The following is an 18,381-nucleotide window of genomic DNA, read 5'->3' as shown; positions in this document are numbered from 1 at the left end:
GGACGGAGGGGATTAAGTCGTATGTGCCTTGGTGCGGATTGCGACTTAATCCCCTCCGTCCCCTTTTTCTATTTCACCGAGCGGGCGATGGCGTACTGCGCGCCGTAGTAGGTGGACAACACCAGCAGGCTGGCCAACGGCAGGCCAACGGCGAAGCGGTCCCAGGCCAGCAGGGAATCGCTGGCCACGAACAGCAATGCACCTGCCGCGGCCCAGCGGGCGCTTCGGGCGTCCACGGCATCGGGCTGCGGGCTGCGCCACTGCCGTGCCAGGGCCAGCACCGCCATCGACGCCAGCACCACCACGTAGGCCAGCACCGGCACACGCATTGGCACCGGCAGGTGCGGCCACAGGCCCATCACGTTGAGCACGGCGAATACACCCAGCAGCACGGCAGCGCCGAACAGCCCACGCCCGGCACGCAGGCCCTCGCGGAAAGCAACGATGTAGCAGACATGCGCCAGCAGGAACGCGACCAGCCCCGGCACGAACGCATCCATCGGCAGCATCAGCGCGATGTCGCCCACGCACGACAGCAGCATGCCGGCCAACACCGCGCGGCGGTAGAACGGCTGTGCTGGATCATGCACGCGCCAGGCGATGGCGGCGATCAGCAGCGTGGTGGCCGGCTTAGCCAGCCAGTGCAGCCAACGCCCATCACCGTGCAGGAACGCTCCGACGATGGCGAGGATCGCCATCAGCAGGATCACGCCATCGCGCACGCGCGGTTTCATCGCGCCTTCCACAGATCTGCAAGGCGGTCGGGCTTGCCGGTGATGCGCTCCAGCACCGGGTACTGCAGGCCACCGTGGTAGGCGATGTTCATCGTTTCAATGCGGTCGAACTGCTTCACCAGCAGCACGATCGGCGCCTTGTCTTTCGCCGCGCCGGCAACGGCATCCTTCAAGCGCTGGCTGCTGTACTCGCGCCCGCCAACCGCGATCACCTTCATGCCGGGTGCAAGACCGGCGTTGAAGGCCGGGCTGTCCCAGATCACGTCACCGACCGTGCCGTTGTCGAGCACGGTCGCGCCCAGCGAATAGGCGAGCAGTGCCGCCTTGGCGCGTTTTTCCTGTGCCTTGTAGGCGTCGTTCGGCGTATCGCGGTAGACCAGCTTCCAGCCCGCCAGTTCCAGGCCACCGGTCAACGAGCCGTGGCCGTCCAGGCGCCCCCGCAGGAACGTGGCCCAGTCATACGGTGCGATGCCGTTCAAAGTCGCGACCACGTCATCAAAGGTGTACGGGTTGACGTCCCAGTCGCCATTGCCGACGCCGAAGAACGCACGCGCGAAGTCGTCCAGGCTGCGACGGTTGCCACTCAGTTCGCGCAGCTTGCCCTCCACTTCCAGCCACAGCATCTGGCCGCCGGAGTAGTAGTCCTCGCTCATCTGGTAGTTGCGGTAGGGCAGCGTGCGGCGCTGGGCGATGGTCGGGTCGTTGGTGGTGTCCTGCAGTGGGCGCCAGGCCAACCCCGGGCGGCCACGATCATAGGTCGCGGCCACATTGGCCAGCATGTCGCGCGCCTGCGCCGTCGACCACAGCCCCGAGCGCGCGGCCAGCACCTGGCCCCAGAACTGGGTCTGGCCCTCGTACACCCACAGCAGGCTGTCGCCCATCGGCACGTTGAAGTTGGCGGTGGCCAGGTCGGCGCCGCGACGGTACTTGCCGTTCCAGGAATGGGTGTACTCGTGCGGCAGCAGATCACGCATCCACGCGTTGCTGTCCCACTCGGTGAAGTAACCCGGGTCGGCACTGTTCTCGCTGGAGCGGTGATGCTCCAGGCCGATGCCACCCAGCCGGTCGGTCAATGCCAGCAGGAATTCATAGTGGTTGTAGTGGCGTGCGCCATAGAGCTTGTCGGCCTGCTGCACCAGCGCGCGGTGCATCGTGATCTGTGCCTCGCTCGGCTTCAGCGACTTGGCTTCGTCGGCAAACACGTTGAGATGCACCGGTACCTTCGCGCCCGGGTCGAGATCGATGCGCTGGTAGTGCTCACCGGCGAACAACGGCGAATCGACCAGATGGTCATACGAGATCGGCTTGAACACCACGGTGTCGCCGTCGCGGCGCGCGGTCTCCAGCGCAGTGGCGAACGACCAGCCCTTGGGCAGGGTCACGCTGGCCTGCGCCTGCAGGTTGCGTGCATCCACCCCGGCCGGGTACAGCGAGTTGGCGTTCCACTGCAGGTTGAGCATCTCCGGGGTCATCACCACCCGGCCCTGGCTGCCGCCCTGCGAGGACAGGAAATCGAAGTGAGCGACGATCTCGCCGACGCCCTCCGGCACGTCCACCTTGAAGGCATAGACGTTGTACTGGTCGCGCTGCCAGGCCAGCGGCTTGCCGTTGGCGGTAACGCGCAGGCCGGCCAGCTTGTCGATCGGGCCGGTGGGCGAATGATTGCCGGGAATCCACTGCGGGTACAGCAGGGTCATCGGGCCGGGCTTGGCCGGCACCGTGGCGGTGACTTTGAAGATGCGCCGGGCCAGATCGCGGGCGTCCACATCGATGCGCAGCAGGCCGGGAGCCGCGGCGCTCGGCGATGGCGAGGTCTGCGCCAGTGCAGGCGCGGCCGCCAGCGCGAACAGCAACGACATCGCCAGGGCTCGGGTCTTCATCGGGCAACTTCCAACAACGGAGAATCTTCCGATGCTAGGCCTGTGCAGCGTCCGGCCCCATGGCCAAAGGTCATGGGGCGAGCGCCCATCCGCACATGCCAAAGGCGTGCGAACCAAGGTTCGCACCCACCTTGTGCAGTTCTCACCTACCAGAGTCAGGCCCGGTCAGTCGACCAGGCGCAGGCGCAGTTCCTTCGGCAGCGCGAACACCATCGATTCCGGCTCGCCGTCCAACTCGCCCACGCCATTGGCGCCCAGCTCGGCCAGGCGCGCCAGCACGCCGTCGACCAGCACCTGCGGCGCCGAGGCACCTGCGGTCACGCCGATGTGCTGCTTGCCTGCCACCCATGCCGGGTCGATCTCGTGCGCACCGTCGATCAGGTACGACTCCACGCCTTCGCGGCGGGCCAGCTCGCTCAAGCGGTTGGAGTTGGAGCTGTTCGGCGAACCGACCACCAGCACCAGGTCGCAGCGCTTGGCCAGATCGCGCACGGCGTCCTGGCGGTTCTGCGTGGCGTAGCAGATGTCGTCGTTCTTCGGGCCCTGCATGGCCGGGAAACGCTCGCGCAGGGCATCGATGATGCCGCGCGTATCATCCACCGACAGCGTGGTCTGGGTGGTGTAGGCGAAGTTTTCCGGCTGGTTGATGTGCAGCGTGGCAACCTGCTCGACATCCTCCACCAGGTAGATCTGGCCGGTACCGGCTTCGCGGTTCCACTGGCCCATGGTGCCTTCCACTTCCGGGTGACCGGCGTGGCCGATCAGCACCACGTCACGGCCGGCACGGCAGTGGCGGGCGACTTCGAAGTGGACCTTGGTCACCAGTGGGCAGGTGGCGTCGAACACCTTCAGGCCACGACGCTCGGCTTCCTGGCGCACGGCCTGGGACACGCCATGCGCGCTGAAGATCACCGTGTTGTTGTCCGGCACTTCATCGAGTTCTTCGACGAAGATCGCGCCGCGCTGCTTCAGGTCGTCGACCACGAAGCGGTTGTGCACCACTTCATGGCGGACGTAGATGGGCGCGCCCAGCGTTTCGATCGCGCGCTTGACGATCTCGATCGCACGATCGACACCGGCACAGAAACCACGCGGGTTGGCGAGCAGCACATCCATCAGTTCAATCTCCCGGCAGCGGCCGGTTTACGGTTTCGGATTGGCATTATCCGCCTTTTTGGCGGACTTGCCGTCGAACAGGCCAAACAGGGCGATGCCGATGGCACCCACCACGATGGCCGAATCGGCGATGTTGAACGAGGGCCAGGTGTAGCTGCCCACGTACCACTGGATGAAATCGACCACATGACCATGCACCTGGCGGTCGATCACGTTGCCGATCGCGCCGCCGATGATCAGCGCATACGGCACGGCCGCCTTCCAGTTGCCACGGGCGGTGCCGCGCAGCCACCAGGCCATCAGGCCGCTGATGACGATCGCCAACACGGTGAAGAAGTGCTTCTGCCAGCCACCGGCGTCGCTCAGGAAACTGAACGCCGCACCGGTGTTGTAGGTGCGGTACCAGTTCCAGAAGCCGTCGATGACCACCACCGGCTGGAACTCCGGCAGGCTCGACAGGACCCAGGCCTTGGACCACTGGTCCAGCCCGATGATGGCCACCGACAGCAGCAGCCAGACCAGGGCGTTCGGATGCGGACGGGGCGCGGCCATCAGAACCAGCTCCGCACTTCACCGGCACCGGTGATGTTGCTCACGCAGCGGCCGCACAGTTCCGGGTGGTCGGCATTGCCGCCGACGTCGGCGCGGTGGTGCCAGCAACGCACGCACTTGGCCTTGGCGGTCGGCTGGGCGCTGACGAACACCTCGTCGGTGGTCGCCGGGCGCACCTGCACGTCACCACTGATGAACAGGAAACGCAGTTCATCGGCCAGCGGCTGCCAGCGCGCGGCCTGCTCTTCGCTGGCGGCGATGGTGATCTCCGCTTCCAGTGCCGCACCGATCGCGCCATTGGCACGCATCGGCTCGAGCACCTTGGCCACCTGCTCGCGCACGGCCAGCAGCTGGTCGAAATCGGCGGCGTTGAGCTGGGCATCGGCCGGCAGCGGCGCCAGGCCGTCGTACCAGGTGGTGAACAGCACGTGGCCGGCGTGCTCGCCCGGCAGGTAGCCCCACAGCTCGTCGGCGGTGAAGGTCAGGATCGGTGCGACCCAGCGGGTGAACGCTTCGGCGATGTGGTACATCGCGCTCTGCGCCGAACGGCGACCGTGCGAATCGGTCGGCATCGTGTACAGGCGGTCCTTGGTCACGTCCAGGTACAGCGAGCCCAGGTCCACGCTGCAGAAGTTCAGCAGCAGCTGCACGATCTCGGCCATGTTGTAGCCGTCGTAGGCTGCCTTGATCTTCTCCTGCAGCTCCCACGCGCGATGCACGATCCAGCGGTCCAGCGCGACCATCTGGTCGAGCGGCTGCAGGTGCTGGGCCGGATCGAAACCGTCCAGGTTGCCCAGCAGGAAGCGTGCGGTGTTGCGCAGGCGGCGGTAGGCGTCGGCGTTGCGCTTGAGGATCTCCTGCGACAGCGACATCTCGTTGCTGTAGTCGGCCGAGGCGATCCACAGGCGCAGGATGTCCGCGCCCAGCTTGTTCATGATGTCCTGCGGCTCGATGCCGTTGCCCAGCGACTTGGACATCTTGCGGCCGTGCTCGTCCACGGTGAAGCCGTGGGTCAGGCACTGCTTGTACGGGGCGCGCTTGTCGATCGCCACGCCGGTCAGCAGCGAGGACTGGAACCAGCCGCGGTGCTGGTCGGAACCTTCCAGGTACAGGTCGGCCGGCTTGCCGAAGCCACGCGCGGCAAGCACGCCTTCATGGGTCACGCCCGAGTCGAACCAGACGTCGAGGATGTCGGTGACCTTCTCGTAGTCGGCCGCTTCAGCGCCCAGCAGTTCGGCGGCATCCAGCGAATACCACACGTCGATGCCCTCGGCTTCGACGCGGTCGGCGACCTGCTGCATCAGCTCCACCGAACGCGGGTGGATCTCGCCGGTCTGGCGATGGGTGAACAGTGCGATCGGCACACCCCAGGTGCGCTGGCGCGAGATGGTCCAGTCCGGACGACCGTCGACCATGCTCTGGATGCGCGCCTTGCCCCAGGTCGGGAACCAGCCGACGGTGTCGATGGCGGCCAGCGCATCGTTGCGCAGGTTGGCCTTGTCCATCGAGATGAACCACTGCGGGGTGGCGCGGAACACCACCGGCGTCTTGTGGCGCCAGCAGTGCGGGTAGCTGTGGCGGATCGGATGGAACGCCAGCAGCGAACCGTTGTCGCGCAGCACGCCGACGATGGCCTCCTGCGCCTTCCACAGGTGCTGGCCAGCCAGCACCACGTCACCGGCCGGCGGGGTCGATTCCAGGTACACGCCACGGCCGTCGATCGGGGTCACCTGGCCGGCGTTGTACTTGTCCAGCAGGCCGTACTTCTGGCTGACCACGAAGTCTTCCTGGCCATGACCGGGGGCGGTGTGCACCGCACCGGTACCGTCCTCGTCGGAGACGTGGTCGCCATTGAGCACCAGGATCCCGCGCTCCGGGTAGAACGGGTGCGCCAGCAGCTGGTTCTCCAGAGCCGCACCGGTGGTTTCACCGTGCAGCACCACTTCGTCCACGCCGTAGCGCTGCAGTGCGCGCTCGGCCAGCGCGGCGGCCAGCACCAGCCAACGGCGCTTGCCGTTGTGCGCCGGGCCCTCGGCCAGCACGTAGCGGATTTCCGCGCCCAGCGACACCGCCAGCGAGGCCGGCAGCGTCCACGGCGTGGTGGTCCAGATCGGCACGGCCACTTCGACGTCGGCCGGCACGCTCACGCCGAACGCCTGGCCGATGGCCTGCGCATCACGCGCGGCGTAGGCCAGGTCGATCGCCGGCGATTCCTTTTCCTGGTATTCGATCTCGGCCTCGGCCAGCGCCGAGCCACAGTCGAAGCACCAGTACACCGGCTTGGCGCCACGCACCAGGTGGCCGTTGGCCACGACCTTGGCCAGCGCACGGATCTCGTTGGCTTCGAAATCGAAGCTCAGGGTCTTGTACGGGTTGTCCCAGTCACCGGTCACGCCCAGGCGCTTGAAGTCCACGCGCTGGATGTTGATCTGCTCTTCGGCAAACTCACGGCACTTCTGGCGGAATTCAACCGCGTCCAGCTTGGTGCCGACCTTGCCCCACTTCTTTTCAACCGCGATCTCGATCGGCAGGCCATGGCAGTCCCAGCCCGGCACGTAGGGCGCATCGAAGCCGGCCAGGTAGCGCGACTTGACGATGATGTCCTTCAGGATCTTGTTGACCGCGTGGCCCAGGTGGATACGGCCGTTGGCGTACGGCGGGCCATCATGCAGCACGAACAGCGGGCGGCCGGCGGCGTTGTCGCGCAGCTGCTGGTAGAGCCCCTGCGCTTCCCACTGCGCCAGAATGCCCGGCTCGCGCTTGGGCAGGTCGCCGCGCATCGGGAATTCGGTGGCTGGCAGGTTCAGGGTGGTCTTGTAGTCCTGGCTCACGCAGTGGCTCGCAATCTATGTTCGGAAAGGATGGCGCGCGCCTGTTCGGCGTCGCGGTGCATCTGGTCGGTCAGCGCCGCCAGATCATTGAATTTCTCTTCGTCGCGCAGCTTGGCGACGAACTCCACGTCGATGTGGCGCCCGTACAGGTCGCCCTGGAAATCGAACAGGTGGGCTTCCAGCAGTGGCTCCAAGCCCTCCACCGTCGGCCGGGTGCCAAAACTGGACACCGAAGGCCACGGCTGGTCGAACACACCGTGCACCCAGGTCGCGTAGATGCCCGACAGCGCCGGGGTCTTCGGGAACCGCAGGTTGGCGGTGGGGAAGCCCAGCGTACGGCCGAGCTGGCGCCCGCGCACCACCCGGCCGCTGATCGCGTACGGACGACCCAGCAGGTCATTGGCACGGGCGAAGTCGCCCTCCTGCAGCAGCTGGCGGATGCGGGTGCTGGAAATGCGTTCGCCGTGCAGGTCAACCGCTTCGATCTCGCCGGCGGTGAAGCCCAGTTCGGCGCCCATCTTCTGCAGCAGGGCCAGGTCGCCACGGCGGCGGTTGCCGAAGCAGAACTCCGGGCCGATCCAGACTTCGCGGGCGTTCAGGCGCTGCACCAGCAGCTGGCGTACGAAGGTCTCGGCCGGCATCGCTGCCATCGCCGCGTCGAAGCGCAGCAGGCCGATCGCATCGACACCGAGCTCGCGCAGGATCTCGACCTTGCTGCGCGCCAGGGTCAGCCGCGGCGGCGGCGTGCCCTGGGCGAAGAATTCACGCGGCAGCGGCTCGAACGCCACGGCCACGGCGGCCACGCCCAAGGCGCGCGCGCGGGCAACCGCATGGCGGACCAGCGCACGATGGCCCAGATGGAGGCCGTCGAATGCACCGATACAGACCACGCTTCCGTTCGGGAACAGCTCCCCGCCCTCGACGCTTCTGAACAGCCTGCTCATCAACTCTCGTTCCGGCCCGACCGGGGCCGCCGCTTCAATGGTGTAACCCTGAAGTATAGCCGCCACAAGCGGTGATCAATGCCCGCGCAGGTCGCGCGGACGGAAGCCCATCGCCACCATGGCCACCGCGTAGGTGGCGACGCCACCGCCGACCAGCAGCGCCAGGCTGCCGATCCGCTCCCAGACACCCATCGCGGAGAACGCTGGCAGCCAGTACAGCAGGGCCAGCAGCACACCGACCATGGCCGCGCAGGCCAGCAGCAGGCGCAGCAGATAGCCACCCCAGCCCGGCCGGCGCTGGTAGACGTCGGTCTTGCCCAGCCAGTACCACAGCAGGCCCAGGTTCAGGTAACTGGACAGTGCGCTGGCAATGCCCAGCGCCAGGTGCAGGCCCGGCTGCTTGCCGATGGCCGCCATCACGCCCTGCGCCTTCAGCTCATCGGGCACCATCACCTGGTACAGCACCGCCAGCAGGGCGAAGTTGAACACCATGTTGGCCACCAGCGCGGCCACACCGGCGCGCACCGGAGTCTTGGTGTCCTGGCGGGCGTAGAAGGCCGGCAGCACCACCTTCAGCAGGGCGAACGCCGGCAGGCCGAAACTCAGGCCGTACACCGACAGCGCGGTCATGCGGGTATCGAAGGCGCTGAACTGACCATGCTGGAAGATGGTCGCGATCAGCGGTTCGGCCAACAGCAGCAGGCCCAGCATGGCCGGCACCGAAATCAGCAGGGTCATGCGCAGCCCCCAGTCCAGCGAGCGCGAGAAGCCCTCGCGGTCGGTACTCACGTGGTGGCGGGCCAGCGCCGGCAGGATCACCGTGCCCAGGGCCACGCCGAACACGCCCAGCGGCAGCTCCAGGAAGCGGTCGGCCAGCGACAGCCAGGACTGCGAGCCGTCGGTCAGCTTGGCCGCGATGACCGTGTCCAGCAGCAGATTGATCTGCGCCACCGACGAGCCGAACAGGGTTGGCACCATCAGCGTCATCACCTTGCGCACGCCCGGATGGCTCCAGCCCCAGCGCGGCAGGGTCAGCAGGTTGATACCCTTCAGCGACGGCAGCTGGAACAGCAGCTGCAGGATGCCGGCGGCCAGTACCGCCCAGCCCAGTGCCAGGATCTGCTTCTCTGGAGTGCCGCCCAGCCGCGGCGCCAGCCACAGCGCACCGGCGATCATGCACAGGTTGAGGATGACCGGGGTCAGCGCCGGCATCGCGAAGCGCTGGAAGCTGTTCAGCGCGCCACCAGCCAGGGCGGTCAGCGAGACGAACAGCAGGAACGGGAAGGTCAGGCGGAACAGGTCGACCAGCAGGCCCTGCTTCACCGGATCGGTATCAACGCCGCTTGAGAAGACCGAGGCCAGCTGCGGTGCGAAGATCAGCGCCACAGCAGTGACCAGCATCAGCACCCCACCCAGGGTGCCTGCGGTGCGGGCCATCAGCTCGCGCAGTTCGGCGTGGCTGCGGGTTTCCTTCACTTCCGTGAACACCGGCACGAAAGCGGTGGCGAAGGAGCCTTCGGCGAACAACCGGCGCAGAAAATTGGGTACCCTGAAGGCAACCCAGAACGCATCGGTAACCGCATTGGTGCCGAACGTGGTGGTGATCACCTGGTCACGGACAAGTCCGAGCACCCGCGAGACCATGGTCATGCTGCTGAACGACAGCAGGCCTCGCAACATCTTCGGTGAACTCACTCAGCGTCCCTCTTGACAATCGACTTGACGTGCATTTCTCGGGCCATCATACTAGCTAGCTTGCTGTTCCCATAACACCGATTTTTTCAGGAAACCACCACCGTGGCCAATATCAAGTCCGCCAAGAAGCGCGCCAAGCAGACCGTCGTGCGCAACGCGCGCAACGTGGCTCAGCGCTCGATGCTGCGCACCGCTGTCAAGAAAGTGATCAAGGCGCTGGACGCCAACGATGCCGCCGGCGCCGAAGCCGCCTTCGCCGTTGCCCAGCCGATCCTGGATCGCTTCAGCGCGCGTGGCCTGATCCACAAGAACAAGGCTGCTCGCCATAAGAGCCGCCTGAACGACCGCATCAAGGCCCTCAAGGCCGCCTGATCCGGCGTTGCCGCCCTGCCCTTCGGGGTTGGGCTGCAGACAAAAGCCCGGCCTCGGCCGGGTTTTTTGTTGCCTGCGATCCAGCTTATGTAGAGCCGAGCCCACGCTCGGCTGCCGTCTGCGCGGAAAGCCGAGCATGGCTCAGCTCTACAGGAAAGGCAGTCCCAACAAAAAACCCGGCCGAAGCCGGGTTTTTTGCACGGAACCACAACGGCATTACTGCGCGTTGCGGGCTTCCAGTTCGTCTTCCTTCTGGCGATCGAAGAAGGCCATGATCCGGCTCATGATCGGGAAGGTACCTTCACGGCCCAGCGCGGAAACCAGGAACCACGGCTCCTTCCAACCCAGCTCGGCGACGATCTGCTCGGCCGCAGCCTTCGCTTCGTCTTCGAACATCAGGTCAGCCTTGTTCAGCACCAGCCAGCGCGGCTTCTGCAGCAGTTCCGGATCGTGCTTTTCCAGTTCGCGCTCGATCGCACGCACCTGCTCGACCGGGGAAATGCCTTCCACACCGCCTTCCATCGGCGAAATGTCCACCAGGTGCAGCAGCAGACGGGTGCGCTGAAGGTGGCGCAGGAACTGCGCACCGAGGCCGGCGCCATCCGCGGCACCTTCGATCAGGCCCGGAATGTCGGCAATCACGAAGCTGCGGTAATTCTCCACCTTCACCACACCCAGGTTCGGGTACAGCGTGGTGAATGGGTAATCGGCCACCTTCGGGGTCGCCGCCGAAACAGCGCGGATCAGGGTGCTCTTGCCGGCGTTGGGGAAGCCCAGCAGGCCGACGTCGGCCAGCAGCTTCAGCTCCAGCTTCAGCGTGCGCTCTTCGCCCGGCTCGCCCGGCAGCGCCTGGCGCGGCGAGCGGTTGGTCGAGCTCTTGAAGTGCATGTTGCCCAGGCCGCCGCGGCCACCCTGGGCCACCAGCAGACGGTCGTTGTGCTGGGTCAGGTCGCCGATGACTTCATCGGTGGCGACGTTGATCACCACAGTGCCCACCGGCACGGTGATGGTCAGGTCTTCGCCGCCCTTGCCATAGGCCTGGCGACCCATGCCGTTCTCGCCACGCTGCGCCTTGAAGATGCGGTCATGACGGAAGTCGACCAGGGTGTTCAGGTTTTCGTCGGCGCGGATGTACACGCTGCCGCCCGCACCGCCGTCGCCGCCGTCCGGGCCGCCGAGCGGAATGAACTTCTCGCGACGGAAGCCAATGCAGCCGTTGCCGCCGTTGCCGGCGAACACTTCGATTTCTGCTTCGTCTACCAGTTTCATTGTTTCGATGCCTGCGATGGGCGCGGCCTGCCAGCCGTCGCCTTGAATGTTATGCCAGCCGCTGGCCGGCAACCCGGCCTGGCCGGTCTTGCTTTCACTCTAACGAAAAGCCCCGCCGAAGCGGGGCTCTTCATGCAGCACCCCCATGCCGAGGCACGGGTGCCGGCGATGCCTGGATCAGGCGTCGGCCGAGACGATGCTGACGGTGCGACGCTTCTTGGCGCCCTTGACCGAGAACTCCACCTTGCCGTCCACGAGGGCGAACAGGGTGTGGTCACGGCCCAGGCCAACGCCCGAACCCGGGTGGAACTGGGTGCCGCGCTGACGCACGATGATGTTGCCGGCTTCGATGGCCTGGCCGCCGAAGATCTTGACGCCCAGGTACTTCGGGTTGGAGTCGCGACCGTTGCGCGAGGAGCCTACGCCCTTTTTATGTGCCATGACTGCTTCTCCTGATGCTTAGCCGGCGATGCCGGTGATCTCGATTTCGGTGTAGTACTGACGGTGACCCTGACGCTTCATGTGGTGCTTGCGGCGACGGAACTTGATGATCCGGACCTTGTCAGCACGACCCTGGGACAGGACCTTGGCGGTGACGGCAGCGCCCTTCAGCGCATCGCCCAGCTTCACGCCGTCGCTGTCACCCAGCATCAGGATGTTGTCAAACTTGATCTCGCTGCCGACTTCGACTTCGAGCTTTTCAATGCGGAGCTTTTCGCCCTGCGCCACGCGGTATTGCTTACCGCCGGTGACCAGTACTGCGTACATGACCAGGCCTTCCTCTGTAGTTATTGTGGTCTGAGCTGCCGCCATCGAGGGCGGACAGGAGCGGAATTGTACGCAGATCAGCGGGCGCGGGTCAAGTCAACCCCTGAACGGCCTGGAGGCCGGGCCGGAACGGGGTCAGATCCCTCTTCACGTGATGAAAAGGGATCTGACCCCTGCCTGTCGGCCTGTCTCATCAGGTGAGACATCGGGCTGGCATTGTCGCCCATTGCCCCCATCTGGTCACCTCGGTAGGCTGACCGATTGCCGTTCCCTGCTGGCCCGGCACCCAGCCAACGCCCCCACAACCGGATCCCCCATGGCGATGGATTTCATCCGCATCCGCGGCGCGCGGACGCACAATCTGAAGAACCTCGACCTCGACCTGCCCCGCGACAAGCTGATCGTGATCACCGGCCTGTCCGGTTCGGGCAAGTCCTCGCTGGCGTTCGACACCATCTATGCAGAAGGCCAGCGCCGCTACGTCGAATCGCTGTCGGCCTATGCGCGCCAGTTCCTGAGCGTGATGGAAAAGCCGGACCTGGACCACATCGAAGGCCTGTCTCCGGCCATCTCGATCGAGCAGAAGTCGACCTCGCACAACCCGCGTTCGACGGTCGGCACCATCACCGAGATCTACGACTACCTGCGCCTGCTGTACGCCCGCGTCGGCACTCCGCGCTGCCCGGACCACGGCTATCCGCTGGAAGCGCAGACGGTCAGCCAGATGGTCGATCAGGTACTGACCCTGGACCCGGAACAGCGCTACATGCTGCTGGCCCCGGTCATCCGCGACCGCAAGGGCGAACACGCCCAGGTGTTCGACCAGCTGCGCGCGCAGGGCTTCGTGCGTGTGCGCGTGGACGGCGAGCTGCATGAAATCGATGCGGTGCCGCCGCTGGCGCTGCGCCAGAAGCACACCATCGAGGCGGTGATCGACCGCTTCCGCCCGCGCGAGGACATCAAGCAGCGCCTGGCCGAGAGCTTCGAGACCGCGCTGAAGCTCGGCGATGGCATGGCCTCGGTGCAGAGCCTGGACACCGCCGACGCCACGCCGGCACTGTTCTCCTCCAAGTACTCCTGCCCGGTCTGCGACTACTCGCTGCCGGAGCTGGAACCGCGTCTGTTCTCGTTCAACGCACCGATGGGTGCCTGTCCCGGCTGCGATGGCCTGGGCATCGCCGAGTTCTTCGACCCTTCGCGCGTGGTCGTGCATCCGGAGCTGTCGCTGGCCGCCGGTGCGGTGCGTGGCTGGGACCGTCGCAACGCCTACTACTTCCAGCTGATCGCCTCGCTGGCCAAGCACTACAAGTTCGACGTGGACGCCGCGTGGAACTCGCTGTCGGCCAAGGTGCAGCAGGCCGTGCTGTACGGCAGCGGCGACGAAACGATCACCTTTACCTACTTCACCGAAGCCGGTGGCCGCACCCAGCGCAAGCACCGCTTCGAGGGCATCATTCCCAACCTCGAACGCCGCTACAAGGAAACCGAGTCACCGGCGGTGCGCGAGGAGCTGTCCAAGTACATCAGCGAACAACCGTGCCCGGAATGCAACGGCGCGCGCCTGAACAAGGCGGCACGCAACGTGTTCGTGGCCGATCGTCCGCTACCGGAGCTGGTGGTGCTGCCGATCGACGAGGCACTGAAGTTCTTCAGCGAACTGAGCCTGCCGGGCTGGCGCGGCGAGATCGCCGCGAAGATCGTCAAGGAGATCGGCGAACGCCTCGGCTTCCTGGTCGATGTCGGCCTGGATTACCTGACCCTGGAGCGCAAGGCCGACACCCTGTCCGGTGGCGAGGCGCAGCGCATCCGCCTGGCCAGCCAGATCGGCGCCGGCCTGGTCGGCGTGATGTACGTGCTCGACGAGCCGTCGATCGGCCTGCACCAGCGCGACAACGAACGCCTGCTCGGCACCCTCACCCGCCTGCGTGACCTGGGCAACACGGTGATCGTGGTCGAGCATGACGAGGATGCGATCCGGCTGGCCGACTATGTGCTGGACATCGGCCCGGGCGCGGGCGTGCACGGCGGTGAGATCGTCGGCCAGGGCACCCTGCAGGACATCCTGGAGGCACCACGCTCGCTGACCGGCCAGTACCTTTCGGGCAAGCGCGCGATCGAGATCCCGGCGCGCCGGCACACCCCGAACCCGAAAATGACCCTGCATCTGCGCGGGGCGACCGGCAACAACCTGAAGGGCGTGGACCTGGCGATTCCTTCGGGGCTGCTGACCTGCGTGACCGGCGTGTCCGGCTCGGGCAAGTCGACCCTGATCAACGACACCCTGTTCTCGCTGGCCGCCAACGAGATCAACGGCGCCTCGCATCCGATCGCTCCCTACAAGGAGATCGATGGCCTGGACCTGTTCGACAAGGTGGTGGACATCGACCAGTCGCCGATCGGCCGCACCCCGCGTTCGAACCCGGCCACCTACACCGGCCTGTTCACGCCGCTGCGCGAACTGTTCGCACAGGTGCCCGAAGCGCGTGCGCGTGGCTATTCGCCGGGCCGCTTCAGCTTCAACGTGCGCGGCGGCCGCTGCGAAGCCTGCCAGGGTGATGGCCTGATCAAGGTCGAAATGCACTTCCTGCCGGACGTGTACGTGCCGTGCGATGTCTGCCATGGCAAGCGCTACAACCGCGAGACGCTGGAGATCCTGTACAAGGGCTTCAACATCAACGACGTGCTGGAAATGACCGTCGAGGATGCGCTGAAGCTGTTCGAGCCGGTGCCGTCGATCGCGCGCAAGCTGGAAACACTGGTCGACGTCGGCCTGAGCTACATCAAGCTGGGCCAGAGCGCGACCACATTGTCCGGTGGTGAAGCGCAGCGCGTGAAGCTGTCCAAGGAACTGTCGCGCCGCGATACCGGCCGCACCCTGTACATCCTGGACGAGCCGACTACCGGCCTGCACTTCCACGACATCGAAGCGCTGCTGGGCGTGCTGCACAAGCTGCGCGACGAAGGCAACACGGTGGTGGTGATCGAGCACAACCTCGATGTGATCAAGACCGCCGACTGGATCGTCGATCTTGGCCCGGAAGGCGGCCACCGCGGTGGCACGATCCTGGTGACCGGCACGCCGGAAGACGTGGCCGCCTGCCCGCAGTCGTATACCGGCCAGTTCCTGGCGCGCATGCTGCCCTCCACCAACGCACGCCCGGAACAACCGGCCGCCGTGGCCAACAAGCCCGATGCGCGCCCGCCGCGCAAGGTGAAGCCTGAGAAGCCCGCGAAGAAGGCCGCCGCCGCCAAGAGCACCGGCAAGGCCAGCAAGAGCACGACGAAGAAGAAGGACGCCTGATGAGCAGCGAACACAAGATCCTGGCCCGCATCCCGATCAGCGTGCGCTGGCGTGACATGGACAGCATGGGCCACGTCAACAACGCCAAGTACATTTCCTACCTGGAGGAAGCGCGCGTGCGCTGGATGCTGGGCGTTGAAGGCGTGTCGATGACCGACCGCATCGCACCGGTGGTGGCCGCGACCAACGTCAACTACCGGCTGCCGATCGTGTGGCCCAACGACATCCTGGTCGAGCTGTTCGTCGAGCGCCTGGGCAACAGCAGCGTGACCATCGGCCATCGCATCGTCGACCAGCAGGATGATTCGAAGCTGTATTCCGACGGTAACGTGGTGGTGGTCTGGATGGATACGCAGACCGGCAAGAGCGCACCGCTGCCGGAGGCGATCCGCAGCGCGTCGAGCTGAACAGCAACGCTGCCGCACCTTGGAAAAAGCCGCTCTCGAGCGGCTTTTTCCTTGCCATTCCGCACAGGAACTCAGCCCACCTCCGGCTCTCCAAACTTCAGTGCATTGCCAACGCGTGCGATGGCGTGGATCGCCGGCAACAGTTGCGCCCCCAGGGCGGTGAGTGCGTATTCGATCGAAGGCGGCGAGGTATCGCGCTCGTGCCGGGTGATCATCCCCTTCAGCTGCATGTCGCGCAGGCGCGCCGTCAATGTTTTGGCCGTCACCGGCGCCAGATCGATGCGCAACTCTCCAAAGCGTCGTGGCCCCGCGCTCAGCGACCACACGATCTCGGCCGTCCAGGCACCCGCCAGCAGTGCCATGCATTTGGTCAACGGACAGATGCTGCCCGGATCCTGCGCTTGGCTTTTTCGCACCTTCAAGCCCATGTCATTTGCTCCAAGTGGTTTCCAGTTGGAAACCCGATTCTCGCGTCGCGTTGCTGCCGGGAGCTCCTGCGCCCTGCAGTCGCCAGCATACTGGCCAGCCTCTCCCCCACGATGAAACAACGATGAAGCTCTACTACACACCGGGAACGTGTTCGCTGGCTGCTCATATCCTGCTGCGCGAACTGGGAATCGAGTTCGATATGGATCGAGTCGACCACGCCACCAAGCGCACCGAAAGCGGCGAGGATTTCCTCAAGATCAACGCCAAGGGCTACGTTGCCGCGCTGCGGCTGGACAATGGTGAAGTCCTGACCGAAGGCGCGGCGATCCTTCTCTACCTTGCCGATGTGGCGGGTGTTGAATTTTCGGTTCCGGTGAGTGCAATCGGCGCGGCGCGCTTGCACGAATGGCTGGTCTACATCGCCGCCGAACTACACCCGACATTTGGTCCGCTGTTCCATCCCGAGTCGGATACAGTGCTGGAACGGTCCAAGCAGCGACTCTACCGGAAGCTGGACATTGTCGAATCCGGCTTGTCCGATGGCCGCAGATACCTGTTGGGCTCGTCCATTTCCATTGCCGACATCTACCTGTTCGTAGTGGTCAACTGGACAGGGCATCTTGGTATCGATCTCACCCCCTGGCCCTTTACCCAGGCACTTCTGCAGCGAGTCAGTGAACGGCCTGCGGTGAAGGAGGCCATGACCTTCGAAGGGCTGCTGTAAGGCACCACCCGGGGCGTCCACTGTACGTCCCGGCTCCATCCGCATTAGTGCAGCGGTGGTCTATCCTTGCTGCACGCCGCTGGCATTCATGGCCGGCACAAGTGCAAAGGACTGACATGATCCACCAGACTGAACTGCGCGACCTGCTACCCGGCATGGTCCCCTTCCCCACCGACGTCTTCCCTGCCGACCAGGCCTGGCTCGGCCAGCATCTGCTGCCGCTGCTGAAGATCGACCTCGGCCTGCTGCGCCCGGAACTGGCCGGCCAGCTGGCGACCATGCTGTGCCCGATCGAACCCTATGAAGGATTGATCGGTGAGTGCACCGAAGCGCACCACAACGAGCTCACCGCCACCAACTGGATTGCCTTCGAACTGACTGCGGACAACCGCATGCGCTTCCTCGGCAACGAGGGCTACTTCCAGGGCAACGCAATAGAAGACGAAGACGCGCGTGCGCACATCGCCGAGATGCGCGACAGCCATGCCAAGGCCAGGGCGTTCTTCCAGCAGCATGGCAAGCTGGCCAGCTACTCGCGCTATGGCGATGGCGAGCCGGGCGAACAGGCGTGGCTGGATACGCTGGGTGGGCAGATCTCGACCGGCAACTGGATCGAAACGACCGACGTTCCGCCGGCCTTCGCACTGGAATTCACGGCGGCGGCCGACGACTGGGATGCACCGGAGGACACGGAACGGGCCATCATCACCCGTGACGGCAGGAAATTCTTCGCCGTGGCCGAAGTGGCCGGCTACAACTGGTGTGCGGCCGGCGCCGATGCCATCGTGATGCTGTACGAGCCGGTGAGCCGCACGGTGCTGTTCTCGTACGACTGGTCGTAAGCCCCACAGCGCTGCGCGCTCGCCGGGCCATGCCCGGCGGAACCGGCGCCGCGTTACGGCGCGGCCTTGCGCACGATCAGTGTCGCGCTGGCCTCGCCACCGCCCTCCAGCTGAAGCCGCAGCGGCACTGCCTGCCCCTCCTTCAGCGCGCCCTTGCCCTGCATCAGCATCAGGTGCAGGCCGCCGGGCTTGAGCTCGGCGCGTGCACCCGGTGCCAGCGGCATGCGCTCGATCGCGCGCATGCGGCTGACGCCATCAACGATCGTGGTCTCGTGCAGCGACACATCATCGAAGCTGCTGCTGGCTGCGCCGGTGATCACCACCGCCTTGCTGCAGCCGTTGTGGATCACGCCGTAGCCGGCGGTCATCGGCATCGCCGGATTCGGTGGCACCCGCGCCCAGCCCTGCTCCACCGTGACGCAGGCCGGTTCCGCCGCCGAAACCGATGCTGCGGCCGCACACAGAACCAACAGTACGCCAACGAATGGTTTGGTTATCATCGTCCAGGTTCCTTCTT

General features: G+C 65.6%; 17 protein-coding genes. 5 read left to right on the top strand and 12 right to left on the bottom strand.

Annotated features, from left to right (window positions below; translation table 11 throughout):
* Positions 1–68: 68 nt before the first annotated feature.
* The 7 genes from ACW5IY_RS05960 to murJ form a co-directional block, all read right to left on the bottom strand.
* Positions 69–734, bottom strand: a complete 666-nt coding sequence (locus ACW5IY_RS05960) for a lysoplasmalogenase (RefSeq protein ID WP_049434645.1) — start codon at positions 732–734, stop codon at positions 69–71.
* Positions 731–2,614 (bottom strand): M61 family metallopeptidase, encoded by a 1,884-nt coding sequence (locus ACW5IY_RS05955; protein ID WP_049434642.1) that lies wholly within the window; start codon positions 2,612–2,614, stop codon positions 731–733. The genes ACW5IY_RS05960 and ACW5IY_RS05955 overlap by 4 nt, the downstream gene beginning before the upstream one ends.
* A 165-nt stretch (positions 2,615–2,779) precedes the next feature.
* Positions 2,780–3,730, bottom strand: a complete 951-nt coding sequence (gene ispH, locus ACW5IY_RS05950) for a 4-hydroxy-3-methylbut-2-enyl diphosphate reductase (protein ID WP_049434640.1) — start codon at positions 3,728–3,730, stop codon at positions 2,780–2,782.
* Between the two features lie 27 nt (positions 3,731–3,757).
* Positions 3,758–4,282 (bottom strand): signal peptidase II, encoded by a 525-nt coding sequence (lspA, locus tag ACW5IY_RS05945; RefSeq protein WP_049434638.1) that lies wholly within the window; start codon positions 4,280–4,282, stop codon positions 3,758–3,760.
* On the bottom strand, positions 4,282–7,113 hold the full coding sequence (gene ileS, locus ACW5IY_RS05940; protein ID WP_049434636.1) for an isoleucine--tRNA ligase: 2,832 nt from the start codon (positions 7,111–7,113) through the stop codon (positions 4,282–4,284). Before ileS ends, lspA begins: the two co-directional genes overlap by 1 nt.
* Positions 7,110–8,057, bottom strand: a complete 948-nt coding sequence (locus ACW5IY_RS05935) for a bifunctional riboflavin kinase/FAD synthetase (RefSeq protein ID WP_049434634.1) — start codon at positions 8,055–8,057, stop codon at positions 7,110–7,112. The genes ileS and ACW5IY_RS05935 overlap by 4 nt, the downstream gene beginning before the upstream one ends.
* Positions 8,058–8,132: 75 nt before the next feature.
* The gene (murJ, locus tag ACW5IY_RS05930) at positions 8,133–9,737 is read right to left on the bottom strand and encodes a murein biosynthesis integral membrane protein MurJ (protein WP_049434632.1); all 1,605 of its coding nucleotides are present in this window, start codon (positions 9,735–9,737) and stop codon (positions 8,133–8,135) included.
* A gap of 117 nt (positions 9,738–9,854) precedes the next feature.
* Here murJ and rpsT point away from each other — a divergent pair, with 117 nt between their 5' ends.
* Entirely contained in the window at positions 9,855–10,124 is a 270-nt protein-coding gene (gene rpsT, locus ACW5IY_RS05925; RefSeq protein ID WP_005408560.1) for a 30S ribosomal protein S20, read from the top strand.
* Positions 10,125–10,340: 216 nt separating this feature from the next.
* On the opposite strand, the gene cgtA is transcribed toward rpsT, so the two are convergent.
* The 3 genes from cgtA to rplU form a co-directional block, all read right to left on the bottom strand.
* A complete protein-coding gene (gene cgtA / locus ACW5IY_RS05920) occupies positions 10,341–11,393 on the bottom strand; it encodes an Obg family GTPase CgtA (RefSeq protein ID WP_049434686.1) in 1,053 nt (350 codons plus the stop codon).
* A 177-nt stretch (positions 11,394–11,570) separates the two neighbouring features.
* Entirely contained in the window at positions 11,571–11,834 is a 264-nt protein-coding gene (gene rpmA / locus ACW5IY_RS05915) for a 50S ribosomal protein L27 (RefSeq protein ID WP_005415704.1), read from the bottom strand.
* Positions 11,835–11,852: 18 nt separating this feature from the next.
* The gene (rplU, locus tag ACW5IY_RS05910; protein WP_005408557.1) at positions 11,853–12,161 is read right to left on the bottom strand and encodes a 50S ribosomal protein L21; all 309 of its coding nucleotides are present in this window, start codon (positions 12,159–12,161) and stop codon (positions 11,853–11,855) included.
* A 316-nt stretch (positions 12,162–12,477) separates the two neighbouring features.
* On the opposite strand from rplU, the gene uvrA reads away from it, so the two are divergent.
* Together uvrA and ACW5IY_RS05900 are read left to right on the top strand one after the other, a co-directional pair.
* Positions 12,478–15,462: an excinuclease ABC subunit UvrA gene (gene uvrA, locus ACW5IY_RS05905; RefSeq protein WP_049434630.1), complete on the top strand. Its 2,985-nt coding sequence runs from the start codon at positions 12,478–12,480 to the stop codon at positions 15,460–15,462.
* On the top strand, positions 15,462–15,869 hold the full coding sequence (locus tag ACW5IY_RS05900; RefSeq protein WP_049434629.1) for an acyl-CoA thioesterase: 408 nt from the start codon (positions 15,462–15,464) through the stop codon (positions 15,867–15,869). The genes uvrA and ACW5IY_RS05900 overlap by 1 nt, the downstream gene beginning before the upstream one ends.
* A gap of 71 nt (positions 15,870–15,940) precedes the next feature.
* On the opposite strand, the gene ACW5IY_RS05895 is transcribed toward ACW5IY_RS05900, so the two are convergent.
* Positions 15,941–16,297: a winged helix-turn-helix transcriptional regulator gene (locus ACW5IY_RS05895; RefSeq protein ID WP_049434627.1), complete on the bottom strand. Its 357-nt coding sequence runs from the start codon at positions 16,295–16,297 to the stop codon at positions 15,941–15,943.
* A 122-nt stretch (positions 16,298–16,419) separates the two neighbouring features.
* Here ACW5IY_RS05895 and gstA point away from each other — a divergent pair, with 122 nt between their 5' ends.
* Both gstA and ACW5IY_RS05885 read left to right on the top strand, forming a co-directional pair.
* On the top strand, positions 16,420–17,022 hold the full coding sequence (gstA, locus tag ACW5IY_RS05890) for a glutathione transferase GstA (RefSeq protein ID WP_049434626.1): 603 nt from the start codon (positions 16,420–16,422) through the stop codon (positions 17,020–17,022).
* Positions 17,023–17,138: 116 nt separating this feature from the next.
* Positions 17,139–17,864, top strand: coding sequence for a hypothetical protein (locus ACW5IY_RS05885; RefSeq protein WP_049434623.1), 726 nt, complete (start codon positions 17,139–17,141; stop codon positions 17,862–17,864).
* Positions 17,865–17,917: 53 nt separating this feature from the next.
* Here the strand turns inward: ACW5IY_RS05885 and ACW5IY_RS05880 are convergent, their stop codons facing one another.
* Entirely contained in the window at positions 17,918–18,364 is a 447-nt protein-coding gene (locus ACW5IY_RS05880) for a copper chaperone PCu(A)C (RefSeq protein WP_049434621.1), read from the bottom strand.
* Positions 18,365–18,381 lie beyond the last annotated feature (17 nt).

The sequence above is a fragment of the Stenotrophomonas sp. C-A genome, assembly GCF_054030835.1.
Note: the sequence above shows the minus strand (reverse complement) of the source record. Positions and strands in the feature narration are given on the sequence as shown.